The 13,580-nt window shown below is 49.2% G+C and carries 12 protein-coding genes; all 12 read left to right on the forward strand.

What is annotated here, in order from left to right:
• Position 1: 1 nt before the first annotated feature.
• The 12 genes from BLP55_RS06220 to BLP55_RS06275 are packed head-to-tail and all read left to right on the forward strand — an operon-like array spanning position 2 to position 13,471.
• The gene (locus tag BLP55_RS06220; RefSeq protein ID WP_091141470.1) at positions 2 to 2,479 is read left to right on the forward strand and encodes an exopolysaccharide transport family protein; all 2,478 of its coding nucleotides are present in this window, start codon (positions 2 to 4) and stop codon (positions 2,477 to 2,479) included.
• Positions 2,479 to 3,456, forward strand: coding sequence for an SDR family oxidoreductase (locus BLP55_RS06225; protein ID WP_091141471.1), 978 nt, complete (start codon positions 2,479 to 2,481; stop codon positions 3,454 to 3,456). The genes BLP55_RS06220 and BLP55_RS06225 overlap by 1 nt, the downstream gene beginning before the upstream one ends.
• A gap of 26 nt (positions 3,457 to 3,482) precedes the next feature.
• Positions 3,483 to 4,874, forward strand: a complete 1,392-nt coding sequence (locus BLP55_RS06230; protein WP_091141603.1) for a UDP-glucose 6-dehydrogenase — start codon at positions 3,483 to 3,485, stop codon at positions 4,872 to 4,874.
• A 15-nt stretch (positions 4,875 to 4,889) separates the two neighbouring features.
• The gene (locus BLP55_RS06235; RefSeq protein WP_091141472.1) at positions 4,890 to 6,164 is read left to right on the forward strand and encodes a nucleotide sugar dehydrogenase; all 1,275 of its coding nucleotides are present in this window, start codon (positions 4,890 to 4,892) and stop codon (positions 6,162 to 6,164) included.
• A gap of 17 nt (positions 6,165 to 6,181) precedes the next feature.
• On the forward strand, positions 6,182 to 7,228 hold the full coding sequence (gene rfbB / locus BLP55_RS06240; RefSeq protein ID WP_091141473.1) for a dTDP-glucose 4,6-dehydratase: 1,047 nt from the start codon (positions 6,182 to 6,184) through the stop codon (positions 7,226 to 7,228).
• Positions 7,228 to 7,596 carry an EamA family transporter gene (locus BLP55_RS06245; protein ID WP_091141474.1) on the forward strand — a complete coding sequence of 123 codons (369 nt, stop codon included), beginning with the start codon at positions 7,228 to 7,230 and terminating at the stop codon, positions 7,594 to 7,596. Before rfbB ends, BLP55_RS06245 begins: the two co-directional genes overlap by 1 nt.
• Positions 7,597 to 7,599: 3 nt before the next feature.
• Positions 7,600 to 9,489, forward strand: coding sequence for a DCC1-like thiol-disulfide oxidoreductase family protein (locus BLP55_RS06250; RefSeq protein WP_091141475.1), 1,890 nt, complete (start codon positions 7,600 to 7,602; stop codon positions 9,487 to 9,489).
• Complete coding sequence (locus BLP55_RS06255) at positions 9,486 to 10,316, forward strand: NAD-dependent epimerase/dehydratase family protein (RefSeq protein WP_091141476.1); 831 nt, start codon at positions 9,486 to 9,488, stop codon at positions 10,314 to 10,316. Before BLP55_RS06250 ends, BLP55_RS06255 begins: the two co-directional genes overlap by 4 nt.
• Positions 10,295 to 11,272: an ATP-grasp domain-containing protein gene (locus BLP55_RS06260; protein ID WP_091141477.1), complete on the forward strand. Its 978-nt coding sequence runs from the start codon at positions 10,295 to 10,297 to the stop codon at positions 11,270 to 11,272. The genes BLP55_RS06255 and BLP55_RS06260 overlap by 22 nt, the downstream gene beginning before the upstream one ends.
• Positions 11,272 to 11,904, forward strand: coding sequence for an HAD family hydrolase (locus BLP55_RS06265; RefSeq protein ID WP_091141478.1), 633 nt, complete (start codon positions 11,272 to 11,274; stop codon positions 11,902 to 11,904). The genes BLP55_RS06260 and BLP55_RS06265 overlap by 1 nt, the downstream gene beginning before the upstream one ends.
• Complete coding sequence (locus BLP55_RS06270; protein ID WP_091141479.1) at positions 11,901 to 12,845, forward strand: glycosyltransferase family 2 protein; 945 nt, start codon at positions 11,901 to 11,903, stop codon at positions 12,843 to 12,845. Before BLP55_RS06265 ends, BLP55_RS06270 begins: the two co-directional genes overlap by 4 nt.
• Positions 12,842 to 13,471: an acetyltransferase gene (locus BLP55_RS06275; protein WP_091141480.1), complete on the forward strand. Its 630-nt coding sequence runs from the start codon at positions 12,842 to 12,844 to the stop codon at positions 13,469 to 13,471. The genes BLP55_RS06270 and BLP55_RS06275 overlap by 4 nt, the downstream gene beginning before the upstream one ends.
• Positions 13,472 to 13,580 lie beyond the last annotated feature (109 nt).

The following is a 13,580-nucleotide window of genomic DNA, read 5'->3' on the forward strand; positions in this document are numbered from 1 at the left end:
TATGATCGATACCAAAGACTTTTCACTTTTCGAGGGCGGAAGCAGTAATTTTGACTTCAAAGGCTTTTTGATTAAAATAATCGGGTACTGGAAATGGTTCCTGGTCAGTTTTGCTGTGGCGTTCACCATTGCCTATCAAGTGAACATCCGAAAGCAAAAGATTTACGAATTGTACACGACCGTGGCCGTCAAGGAAGAGAACAATCCATTTTTTACCTCTACGACCAGTTTGGTATTCAACTGGGGCGGAACCTCAGACCAGGTGCAAAGTATTTCGACTTCGCTCCGTTCTCGATCGCACAATGAAACCGTGGTTTCCAAATTGGAGTTTTATGTAGATTACCTGCAAAAAGCGCGCTACAACTACAAGGACGTTTATGGGGAAGTTCCGTTCAAATTGATACTTGACAAACAAAAAGGGCAAGTAGAGGGAACTTTGGTAGATATTAAGTTTCTAAGCGAAACCGAATACCAAGTTAGCATCAATTTTGAGAGCGAAAAAGTAAGCGTTGTGCATTATGCCGACGATACGAAAAGCAAAGTTTCGGTGGCGCCGGGTGTTTTTTCACAAAAGTTCAAGGTCGGGCAACCCGTATCGCTGCCGTTTTTGAATTGGACATTGTTGATCAACGAAAACCCAGGGACGTACAAAAATGCCGAATATTTTGTCAGGTTCAATGATTTTGACACCACGGTAGCCCATTACCAAGGCATTAAAGTAGAAATTGATGCCAAGGCGGCATCCATTTTGAATTTGTCGATGCAAGGACCAAACAAGAAGCGCTTGTCCCACTTCCTGAATTCGACGGTCGACATGTTGATCAAGAAAGAGCTCGATCGCAAGAACCAATTTGCCACCAATACCATCGACTTTATCGATTCGACGTTGGTGTCGATGGCAGACCAACTCAAGGAAACAGGGAACGAACTCAAGAACTTCAACCGAAACAATAACATTGTCGAAATCGAACAAGGAGGTACGGCGATTACGGGAGAACTGCTCAAGCACGATACCCAAAGGGATTTGATCTTACGTAAAATCGCCTACTACAACTCGCTTAAGTCTTATTTGCGAAACAGCGTCGACTATTCGCGATTACCCGCGCCAACTGTAGCCGGGATCGAAGATCCAAACATCGTCTCGAACGTGTCCAAGCTCATCTCGCTTTCGATGCAACGATCGGAATTGGCTTATTCGGTCAAGAGCGAGAAGATTTTTAGGGAGTTCGACAGCCAAATGGAAGCGGTCAAGAAAGTGTTGCTAGAGAACATCGCATCGGCCGGCACATCGCTTCAGTACGACCTCTCTTTGGTGAACAACAAGATTGCCGAGATCGAAGGACAGATCCGCAAGTTGCCCGAAGACAAACAGGAATACCTCAAAATCTTACGCAAGCACGACCTTAGCGACAACATTTACAACACCTTCCTGCAAAAACGTTCCGAGGCCGAAATTGTCAAAGCGGCCAACCTGTCGGACATCCACTTTATCGATCCCGCCAAGGATATTGGGGCAGGTTTGATAGGGCCCAACACGAGTATCAATTATATCCTGGCTTTCTTTTTGGGGTTGATCGTTCCGCTGTTGTGTATTTTTGCAATTTTCTTTGTCGAGAATGCCATTTTGAGTACCGACGAGATTACAAAACTCACCAAGATTCCATTGATTGGCGTGATCGGGATAAAACCAACGCGAAGCAACCTGGCGGTTTTCGAACGGCCCAAGTCGGCATTGTCGGAGTCTTTCCGGGCCATTCGATCCTCGTTGCAGTTTCTGTACAAGAAGCAGGCAATAGATGGTTCCAGGACGCTGATGCTCACCTCTTCGATTTCGGGCGAAGGCAAGACGTTTTGCTCGCTCAACATCGCTACGGTCTTTGCCTTGAGCGAGAAAAAGACAGTGATTGTCGGGCTCGATTTGCGCAAACCGAAGATTTTTGACGATTTCGATATTTCGAACGACATCGGCGTGGTCAACTACCTGATTGGCCAAAAGACCATCGACGAAATTATCCAGCCTACCAAAGTTCCACATCTCGATGTGATTACCTCGGGACCTATTCCGCCTAACCCATCGGAGTTGATCATCTCCGACGCCATGCGCGAGATGATGCGCGAACTTAAGACACGTTACGATTACATCATCTTGGATACCCCTCCTGCGGGAATGGTTTCGGATGCCATCGAATTGGCCGAGTATGCCGATGTAACGCTTTACGTCATGCGCCAAAATTACACCAAGAAAAGCATGGTACATTTGCTCAACAACCACCAGAAACGCGGCGAACTGAACAACATCAGCATTGTATTCAATGGCTATGAAAGCAAGGCCAGGTATGGAACGGGTTATGGCTATGGTTACGGTTATGGCTATGGTTATGGTTACGGGGGCGCAGGTTCATACGGGGGCGGTTACCATGAAGAGGAGCGTCCTAAAACATTTTGGCAAAAATTAATGGCAAAGCTCAAACGAAAATAATGCGGATACCGTCTAAAATATTGATTACAGGTGGTGCGGGATTCATCGGGTCGAATCTTTGCGAGTACTTTCTCGACCAAGGGCACGAAGTGGTTTGTCTCGACAATTTTGCAACGGGTCACCGCCACAATTTGACCGAATGCATTAAAGACCCAAAGTTTACGCTGATTGAAGGTGATATCCGAAATTTAGCCGATTGCCAGCACGCCGTCGAAGGCGCAGATTATGTACTGCACCAGGCAGCGTTAGGCTCGGTGCCGCGGTCGATCAACGACCCGATAACGAGCAACGACGTCAACGTTTCTGGATTTTTGAACATGCTCATCGCAAGCCGCGATGCAAAAGTCAAGCGTTTTGTGTATGCAGCCAGTTCGTCTACTTATGGCGATTCGGAAAGTCTGCCGAAAGTAGAGGATGTGATAGGCAAGCCCTTGTCGCCCTATGCCATCACCAAGTATGTCAACGAGCTTTACGCCGATATTTTCAGCAAAACCTATGGCCTGGAAACCATCGGGCTCAGGTATTTTAACGTCTTCGGACGCAAGCAGGACCCGAACGGTGCCTATGCCGCGGTGATTCCGAAATTCGTAATGCAGCTCATGAAGCACGAAAGTCCCGTCATCAATGGCGATGGCAATTATTCGCGCGATTTTACCTACATCGACAACGTCATCCAAATGAACGCACTGGCGTTGGCCACACGCAATCCCGATGCAGTCAATACGGTATACAATACGGCTTTTGGCGACCGTAACACGCTCAACAACCTCGTGGCGTACCTCAAGGAATATTTGTCGGAATTCGATGCCGCAATTGCCGAGGTGCCCATCGTTCACGGACCCAACCGCGCAGGCGATATCCCACATTCGTTGGCCAGCATCGAAAAAGCAAAAACATTGCTGGGTTACGACCCACAATTTTCAATAAAACAAGGATTAAAAGAAGCAGTAAAATGGTATTGGAACAACCTCAGGTAGCCCAAAAAAACGATAAGACCACGAACATGAAAGTGACCAAAATATGTTGTATTGGCGCAGGTTACGTTGGAGGCCCTACGATGGCCGTCATCGCACAGAAATGCCCCGACATTGAAGTAACCGTAGTCGATTTGAACGCCGAACGCATTGCGGCCTGGAACGACAAGGACATCAACAACATCCCGATCTATGAACCCGGCTTGGGCGAGATCGTGGGTGAAGCGCGCGGACGCAATTTGTTTTTTTCTACCGAAGTCGAAAAGGCCATACATGAAGCCCAGTTGATCTTCATTTCGGTCAACACGCCAACCAAGACCTATGGCTCGGGGAAAGGCATGGCGGCCGATCTCAAATACATCGAACTTTGCGCGCGTCAAATCGCGCGTATCGCCAAAGACGATAAAATCGTCGTAGAGAAATCGACCTTGCCCGTACGTACAGCCGAGGCCATCAAGAGCATCTTGAACCATACCGGAAACGGCGTGCAGTTCCAAATTTTGTCGAACCCTGAATTTTTGGCCGAAGGAACCGCCGTACAAGACCTGTTGCATCCGGACCGTGTATTGATTGGTGGAGAAACCTGCGAAGAAGGGCAAAAGGCCATCCAAACCCTTGTCGATATTTATGCCCATTGGGTGCCACGCGAAAAAATCCTGACCACCAACGTCTGGTCGTCGGAATTGTCTAAACTGACGGCGAACGCCTTTTTGGCGCAACGCGTTTCGTCGATCAACGCCATCTCGGAATTGTGCGAGAAAACGGGTGCCAACGTCAACGAAGTGGCACGCGCCATTGGTATGGACAGCCGTATCGGGCCTAAGTTTTTGAAAGCTTCGGTAGGCTTCGGAGGGTCGTGTTTCCAGAAAGACATCCTGAACCTCGTGTACATCTGCAAGTCTTTCGGACTGGTGGAAGTGGCCGATTATTGGGAGCAGGTCATCATCATGAACGACCACCAGAAAAGAAGGTTCGGCAACAACATCGTCTCGACTTTGTACAATACGGTAGCCGACAAGAAAATCGCATTCCTGGGTTGGGCGTTCAAAAAAGACACCAACGACACGCGCGAATCGGCAGCGATTTATATTGCCGACGATTTGGTGAACGAGCAGGCCAACATTGCAGTTTATGATCCAAAGGTGGATGCCGATCAGGTGTATGCCGATTTGGATTATCTGAAAACCAGAAACGTCGAGAAGAACCGCAAAAAAGTAACGGTTTTCGAAGATCCATACGAGACATGCCACCATGCCCATGCGATCGCGATCATGACCGAATGGGATGAATTTGCGGCCTACGACTGGCAGCGCATCTACGACAACATGCAAAAACCTGCCTTCGTTTTTGACGGACGCAATTTGCTCGACGAAGCCAAGTTGCGCGAAATAGGATTCATTTACCAATCGATCGGGTCATAACCCAAACAAAAATTTATGGACACCAAAATTGCCATCATCGGACTCGGGTATGTAGGCTTGCCGCTGGCGCGACTTTTTGCGACGCAGTATCCGGTTACGGGATTTGACATCAACCAAAAAAGGATAGCCGAATTGCAATCGGGCACCGATACGACGCTCGAAGTGAGCGACCAAGACCTTCAGGCCGTACTCAAATCGTCGGCCGATGGAACGAAAGGATTGTATTGCAGCCACAACCTTGACGACATTAAAGATTGCAATTTTTATATCGTCACGGTTCCGACACCCGTCGACAAAAACAACCGCCCCGATTTGACACCTTTATACAAGTCGAGCGAAACGGTAGGCAAGGTGCTCAAGAAAGGCGACATTGTCGTGTATGAGTCGACCGTTTATCCGGGCGTGACCGAAGACGAATGTGTGCCGGTGCTCGAAAAAGTTTCAGGTTTAAAGTTCAATGTTGATTTCTTTGTCGGATATTCTCCTGAACGCATTAATCCTGGCGACAAAGAGCATACCGTAGAGAAAATCCTCAAGATCACCGCGGGTTCTACACCCGAGATCGGGCAAAAAGTAGATGCGCTGTACAAGTCGGTGATTATTGCCGGAACACACCTCGCACCATCGATCAAGGTAGCCGAAGCGGCCAAGGTCATCGAGAATTCGCAACGCGACATCAACATTGCGTTTGTCAATGAATTGGCAAAAATATTCAACATTTTGGGCATCGATACGCATGCCGTACTCGAAGCCGCGGGCACCAAATGGAACTTCCTTAAGTTCAAGCCCGGACTGGTGGGCGGCCACTGTATTGGCGTCGATCCGTATTACTTGGCGCAAAAAGCGCAAGAGGCGGGTTACCATCCCGAGATTATTCTCGCGGGCCGACGGCTCAACGACTCGATGGGCGAATACGTCGCATCGCAGGTTGTTAAACTCATGATCAAGAAAAGCATCAAGGTCAACGGTTCGAAGATTTTGTTGCTCGGATTCACGTTCAAGGAAAATTGCCCCGACGTGCGCAACACCAAGATCGTAGACGTGGTTCGCGCGCTGCGGGATTATGAAACCGACGTGACCGTTTATGACCCGTGGGCCAATCCGGCCGAGGTCATGCACGAGTATGGTCTTGTCACGACCAATGTAATACCCGCCGAAACTTTCGACACCATCGTTTTGGGGGTCGCGCACAACGAATTTTTGTCGCTCGACATCGAAAAACTGCGAAAGGAAAAATCGATTTTGTACGACGTAAAAGGCGTACTCGCCAATGTAGACGGCAATTTATAACGCCAAAAATCTAGAACATGAAAAAAATACTGATCACGGGAGGCGCAGGATTCATCGGATCGCATGTCGTGCGACGCTTTGTGACCGAATACCCGAACTACCAGATTTTTAATCTCGATGTACTTACCTATGCGGGCAATCTCGAAAACATTGCCGACATCGACCAATCACCCAATTATACGTTTGTCAAGGGCGACATCGTAGATGCTGCGTTCATCGATGATTTGTTCGACAAGCACCAGTTTGACGGCGTCATCCATTTGGCCGCCGAATCGCATGTAGACCGTTCGATCACCGATCCGTTGGCGTTTGTCAAGACCAATGTAATCGGGACGATGAACTTATTGAACGCCGCGCGCCGCATCTGGAAAGACAATTTCGAAGGCAAACGTTTTTACCACATCTCTACCGATGAGGTATACGGCACCTTGGGCGAAACCGGATTGTTTACCGAAGAAACGCCTTATGATCCGAATTCGCCTTACTCGGCTTCGAAAGCCAGCTCCGATCACTTTGTACGCGCTTACGGTGAAACCTATCATTTGCCGTATGTGATCACGAATTGTTCGAACAACTACGGGCCGAATCATTTCCCCGAGAAATTGATCCCGCTGTTCATCAACAACATCATCAACCGCAAACCGCTTCCGGTATACGGCGACGGCAAATACACGCGCGATTGGCTTTTTGTCGAAGACCACGCGCGCGCGATCGACTTGGTATTCCACAAGGGCGCGTGTTGCGAAACGTACAACATCGGTGGGTTCAACGAATGGCAAAACATCGATTTGGTCAGGTTGCTTTGCGATTTGATGGACGAAAAACTCGGTCGCGAAAAAGGCTCGTCGCGCGAACTCATCACGCACGTCAAGGACCGTCCGGGACACGATTTGCGCTATGCGATCGACGCGGGCAAAATCAACAAGGAACTCGGATGGGCACCATCGGTTACTTTCGAGCAAGGACTTGAGAGAACCATCGACTGGTACCTGGCCAATGAAGAATGGCTCCGCAGCGTGACCTCGGGCGACTATCAAAAATATTACGAAAAGCAATACCATTGATGGGCGGCTACCTGTACATACTGGGAACGTTGGTTTTTACCGTTTACGGGCAAATCATCCTCAAGTGGCGGCTCGGCAACCTGCAAATCGTATTGCCCGAATCGAACCTCGATAAGGTTTGGTACTTGGTCAAGTTGCTTTTTGATCCGTTTATTTTTTCGGGATTCGCTTCGGCATTTGTCGCTTCGTTGTTTTGGATGGCGGCCATGACCAAGTTCGAGATCACGCAGGCCTATCCGTTCATGAGCTTGGCCCCGGCGCTGGTTTTTGTCATTGGGATTTATTTTCTGGGCGAAACTTTTACCATCGGGAAGCTGGCCGGATTGGCCCTTATCATTGCCGGAACCATAGTAACCGTTAAATTCTAAAGTATGATCAAGCAAGCCTTTCGAAAATTGTGGGACACCAAAGTCGATGCCATCGGGTTGTCGGTTTTTCGCATGTGTTATGCCGCGGTGCTGTTCTGTGAGGTGTTGCAGCTGTTCAAGTTCAGGAATTTGATATACGATGCGGAGCCGTTTAATTACGTAGGCGACTTTGACGTACGGTATTTGTTCGGTTTTTGGTTTGTCATTATCGCGATGTTGTTCCTGGGCTTGTTTACCCGGGTGACCACTATTGTCAATTACCTTTTTGCCGTGGTGGTGTTCAGCTCGGCGATCAATTTTGAGTACCACGTGTTCTACGCCTATGTCGGGATCAACTTTTTGATGATGTTCATGCCGGTTTCGCGCGTGTTCTCGCTCGACAGCCTGATCGAAAAAGTCAAGTACACCAACATCGGGAGACCTTACAAAGTAGACCGAAAGGTTTTGGAAATCAACTATCTCGCGCCGGTTTTTTTGGGGATTGCACTCGTGTATTTCGATTCGGTTTTCCGCAAGGTAGACAGCCCCATGTGGATGGACGGGCTGGGTATGTGGCTGCCGTCGAGTTTGCCGCATGTCGTATGGACCGATACCAGCCTGGTGCTCAACCAGGAATGGCTCGTGAAATTTCTGGGCTATCTCGTGGTCTTTTTTGAGACCATCTTTATTTTCCTGTTTTGGTTCAAGCGCTTCAGGGTGCCGTTTTTGCTTTTGGGGATCTTTTTCCATTTGGGAATATTGATCGCTTATCCGATTCCGTGGTTTGCGCTGACGGCGGTGGTGTTGTATTTTCTGATGGTTCCCAACGAATTTTGGCTTTGGATTTCCAACAAGTTCAAAAGCAAAAAACAATCGTTCGATTTTTACTACGACGCCGAATGTCCGTTGTGCAACAAAGTGGTGGTCATCATCAAGCATTTTGACGTGCTTAACAAAGTGCGTTGTATCACGGTGCAAGGTTATGCCGCCAACGAGCCTGCACTCAAAGGCATCGACGAAGAGACGCTGCTGATCAACATCCACGGCGTCGATCAAAAAGGTAAAGTATCGGTAGGGTATGATGCGTACATCGAACTGACCAAGCACCTCGGATACACGTATCCGATCGCTTTGTTGTTGGCTGTTCCCGGCATTTCGCACCTTGGCAAACGCGTGTACCGTTATGTGGCGGGCAACCGACTCACCGAGCGATGCACGAGCGAAAATTGCCTGATGCCCGAATTTGCGCAGCCTGTGTCTGAAACCGACGACTTTTTGGTCAAAGGCTGGAACCAGCTCAACCTGACCAAGCAATTCTGGAAATGGCTGTTGGTTTTTGCGTTGGCGGTACAGTTGCTGTTTATCAGTGTGTGCCCGATAATCGACCGGCAGATCAACCAAACCGTTGTGGGCAAGGCATTGAACCAGGCCAATGGGATTGTTCACGCACCGGTCAAGAAGTACCTTGGCCTGACGCCGCATCCGGTTTTTATGTACAATATTCACTTTGACGGATACAACCATATTTTTAAGATCGTGTGCAAGACCAACCAAAAGCGTGTTCCTTTGCTCGACGACAACGGCATGGTCACCCACAGCTACGCCAACGGGTCGATGTGGGTAAACCATACTTTCCGTACCGCCGCGCCGGTGATATCGGCCGAGAAATACGAAAAGGCGGTCAGCCGTTACCTGCGTTATTTTGCGCATGAGAATGGGTTGCACCAATCGAATTACACCATCTACGTCAAGGAAATTGAAACCACCGATCATTGGGAGCACGATTTTTTACACCGTCAAATGGAAAAGCCATGGAAACCCGCAGGTACTTGCGCCATGACCCCAACCGATGTCCAATTTACCTGGACGCCTGAAATGAAGGCGGTGTTCGAGGCCGAAAAACAAAGAAAATGAAAGTCGCGGTCAGCGGAATAGGCGGTTTCCTGGGCAGGCATTTGGCCACGTTCTTGGGCAGCCGTTTTGAAGTGTTCGGGATCAGTTCATCGGGCGTGAAGGTCGATTTTCCGGTGGTCGATTTCAATCGGCTTGATCAAATTGCGCCCGATGTCATCGTCCACTGCCACGCCGCCGTTTCCTCGGGCACGACTGTTCTCGACAAGGAAACGCTGTACGACGGCAACATTGTGGCCACTGAGCGTATCCTCGACCAGTTCCCGAACGCCAAACATCTTTACATTTCGACGGCATCGGTTTATGGCCCGGCCTGTGAAACAATTACCGAGCATACGCAGCCGAATCCGCAAACCGACTACGCCCAATCGAAACGCGATGCCGAAAACTTGGTGCTACAACAAAGGCAATCGGCGGTCATCCGGCTGTCATCGTTGTACGGTATCGGGATGAAACCCAACACGCTTATCCCGAATTATGTGACGCAAGCCCTTGAAAAACAAACGATCACGGTTTGGGGGACGGGCGCGCGCAAGCAAAATTATTTCCACATCGACGATGCCGTTTCGCTCATCCAGACGATAATCGAGAAAGGGCAGTGGCACCAACCCATTTTCTTGGGCGTGTCGAACTGGGAATTCACCAACCTCGAAATCGCGCAAATCGTGGCATCGGCTACAAATGCCCAAATCGTTCACCAAAACGACGATACGTCGATTTCGGTAAAATATGACAATAGCTTTACACAAAATACCTTAAATTGGCATCCCGAAACCAACATTGAATCGGGCATCAAATCGTACATCGAATGGAGAAAAAAACAGTACTAGTTACCGGTACGGGCGGCAATGTGGGACAGGGCGTTTTGCGCAACATACGGTCGCTGGGACGCGACATTCGCATCGTAGGGACCGATGTTTCGGGTTTTACCGCCGGCAACCATTTGTGCGATGCGACCTATGCGGTGCCGTATTCGTACGACGCGGCTTTCATTCCGGCCATGGCCAAGATCGTGCGTGATGAAAAAGTCGATTTGGTGATTCCCACCACCGATTACGAAATCTACTATCTGTCGCGATTCAAAGACCAGATAGACGCCGTAGTGGTGGCCAGCGATGCCGACACCGCGCAAAAATACCTCGACAAATACCTGACCTACCAATACCATGAGTCGCTCGGCATTCCGTTCGCGAAATCATGGCTGCCCAAGGATTACGACCATTCGCAAACCGATATCATCCTCAAGCCGCGCGAGGGTAGGGGCTCACGGGGTATTTTGATCAATCCGGCCAACCCGACACAATTTGGCGACGATTGCATGATCCAACCGCTGCACAAAGGACGCGAAATCACCACTGCTTTTTATGTCAAAAAAGACGGCAGCCTGCACGGCCTGCTCACGATGGAACGCGAACTGAGCAACGGCGCGACGTCTAAATCAAAAGTGGTGCGCGAATTCGACGCGGCGCTCGAGCCGATTTTGTCGAAGATGATCGCCGCCGGCGGACTGCGCGGGAGTTTGAACCTGCAGAGTATAGTCGATGCAAACGGCACCATTATTCCGTTTGAGGTCAATTGCCGCATATCGGGTACCAATTCGATACGACATAATCTGGGCTTCCAGGATGTAAAATACACGTTGCAGGAATATTTGTTCGACGAACAACCCGACGCCGTGCACACCATAGACGGCATAGCCATCCGATTGCTTTACGACGTGATTTATCCGAACGCCACAAACGAACAAACACTGACCAATAACCAACAAGGACATATCGTTTACTGATGAAATACGTTTTATTCGATGTTGCGGGCACGTTGCTGTACAAACCTTCGCTGTATGTAAAGATGGAGGAGGTGTTGCGGCAGTATGGTTTTTTGGTCGATCCGCAAACGCTCAAGAAAAACCACAAGTTGCTGTCGGAGGCGATTTTTTTCCCAGACCGCACCAATGCCGATTTTTACCGTCATTTTAACCGCGAGCTGTTGTATTCGTTGGGGATTTTGCCCACCGATGAAATGCTCGACGCGATTTTCGCCAGCTGTTCGTATTTGCCGTGGGAGAAATTCGGCGACACGACGTTTCTGGAGCAAATCGAGGTTCCGGTGGGGATTATTTCTAATTTCAATTCGACGCTCAAGGAGAAACTGAAATCGTTTTTTGATGTCGAGTTTTCAGATGTTTTTGTGTCGGAAGAACTGGGCGTGGCCAAGCCGTCGCTCGATTTTTACGGCAAGGCTTTGCAACAAATCGGTATTCCGGCGAGCGAAATCATTTATGTTGGCGATTCGATCAAACTCGATCTTGAACCCGCACTGCAGCTTGGTATGAAGACATTGCTGATCGACCGCGACGGGCATTTCCCGCTACAACAAAATCGTATCGATTCCTTAACCGATCTAAACAAGTGGCTATGAGGAAAAAAATATCTTTGGCCGTACCGGTCTACTACGAACAAGAGGTCATCCTGCAATTTTTGAAGGAAACCAAGGCCGTACTCGATACGTTGCCCGTAGACTATGAATACGTTTTTGTAGACGACGGCAGCAAGGACCAAACCGTCGCCATCCTTAAAGAGCAAGCCAAAACCAACCCGCGCATCAAAATGGTGGTGCTGTCCTACAACCACGGGAAGGCTTTTGCCGCGACGGCTGCCTTTACCTATGCGACCGGCGATTATATTTTGTACATGGATCCCGATTTGCAGGATCCGCCGCATGAGATCCCACGATTTTTTGAAACCATCGAACAAGGTTTCGATTTGGTGTGGGGCATCCGCAAGGAAAAAAAAGACAAGTTCCTCAACCGCCTTTATTCGAAGGTTTTTTGGGGAACGCTCAACAAATACACCGGGCTCGAAATCCCGAAAGGCATTGCCGTCATGCGTATGTTTACCAGGGAATTTGCGCAGAATTTGTTGCAATACAAAGAGACCAATAGGTTCGTAGAAGGCCTTTTCATGAAGGTAGGCATGCATTACACCACGCTCGAGATCGACCAGCGCGAGCGGTTTGCCGGCGTATCCAAGTTCAATTTCCGGCGGAAAATGCAACTTGCGTTCGATGCGATTTTCGATTTTTCGGAATTGCCGCTCAAATTTGCAGTCCGTCTCGGATTTTTGTTCGTGATTTTAGGAATTCTCGCGTTGGCCGGGCTTGCCATCGCCAAGTGGTTTTTCATCGATTTCCAGGCCGGTTGGCCATCGTTGGTGTCGGTCATCGTGGTAGGCATCGGGTTGCAGTTGTTCTTTTTGGGTATTGTGTCGTTGTACATCGGAAGGATTTACAAAGAGGCCAAGAACCGACCGTTGTTTTCGGTCAAGGAATTCGTCAACATCAACCAGCATGAAAACGTATGAAGACGCTTGCCATCATCGGTTCGGGACATTTGGGCCAGCAAATCGCGCACTACGCGACGGCCGACGGGCACTACCAAGCGGTCGTTTTTTTTGACGATGTCACTACCGAACCATCCGTAGCGGGGTTTCCCGTTTTGGGAACATCCGACGACATCGCGTCGGCATTTGCGGCGGGGCAGTTCGACGAAATCCTGATCGGCATTGGCTACAAACACTTGAAAGTACGCGCGCAATTGTTCGAAAAATTCAACGGGAAAGTTCCGTTCGGCAAAATCGTCCATTCGACGGTTTGGACAGATCCGACTGCTACCGTGGCCGATGGCTGCGTGATTTATCCGGGTTGTGTGATCGATGCGCATGCGGTTATTTCCGAGAATACCATACTCAATGTGGCTTGCACGGTGGCCCACGACACCGTTATCGGCCCACACTGCTTTTTGTCGCCACGCGTGGCCGTAGCGGGTTTTGTGCGTACGGGCGAGCAGTGCATTTTGGGCATCAATTCGACGGTAATCGACAACATTTCGATTGTTTCGCATACGCAAATCGGCGGCGGCTGTGTCGTGATCAAAAACATCGACCAAGCAGGGCTTTACGTGGGCAATCCTCAAAAATTCGTGCGCTGATGGACAGGACCTTCCATTTCGCGGCGATTGCTTTGGCGATTCCGATGCATTGTTTATTTTACCGTTTTACATAGAAAGCAAAATACGTCCTCAAGACCAAAATTCAGAT

The organism is Flavobacterium caeni, from assembly GCF_900101895.1.
GTDB classification, from domain to species: domain Bacteria; phylum Bacteroidota; class Bacteroidia; order Flavobacteriales; family Flavobacteriaceae; genus Flavobacterium; species Flavobacterium caeni.

Coding starts and splice junctions, on each gene's coding strand:
- BLP55_RS06220 (WP_091141470.1), top strand. CDS start 2: ATGATCGATACCAAAGACTTTTCACTTTTCGAGGGCGGAAGCAGTAAT.
- BLP55_RS06225 (WP_091141471.1), top strand. CDS start 2,479: ATGCGGATACCGTCTAAAATATTGATTACAGGTGGTGCGGGATTCATC.
- BLP55_RS06230 (WP_091141603.1), top strand. CDS start 3,483: ATGAAAGTGACCAAAATATGTTGTATTGGCGCAGGTTACGTTGGAGGC.
- BLP55_RS06235 (WP_091141472.1), top strand. CDS start 4,890: ATGGACACCAAAATTGCCATCATCGGACTCGGGTATGTAGGCTTGCCG.
- rfbB (WP_091141473.1), top strand. CDS start 6,182: ATGAAAAAAATACTGATCACGGGAGGCGCAGGATTCATCGGATCGCAT.
- BLP55_RS06245 (WP_091141474.1), top strand. CDS start 7,228: ATGGGCGGCTACCTGTACATACTGGGAACGTTGGTTTTTACCGTTTAC.
- BLP55_RS06250 (WP_091141475.1), top strand. CDS start 7,600: ATGATCAAGCAAGCCTTTCGAAAATTGTGGGACACCAAAGTCGATGCC.
- BLP55_RS06255 (WP_091141476.1), top strand. CDS start 9,486: ATGAAAGTCGCGGTCAGCGGAATAGGCGGTTTCCTGGGCAGGCATTTG.
- BLP55_RS06260 (WP_091141477.1), top strand. CDS start 10,295: ATGGAGAAAAAAACAGTACTAGTTACCGGTACGGGCGGCAATGTGGGA.
- BLP55_RS06265 (WP_091141478.1), top strand. CDS start 11,272: ATGAAATACGTTTTATTCGATGTTGCGGGCACGTTGCTGTACAAACCT.
- BLP55_RS06270 (WP_091141479.1), top strand. CDS start 11,901: ATGAGGAAAAAAATATCTTTGGCCGTACCGGTCTACTACGAACAAGAG.
- BLP55_RS06275 (WP_091141480.1), top strand. CDS start 12,842: ATGAAGACGCTTGCCATCATCGGTTCGGGACATTTGGGCCAGCAAATC.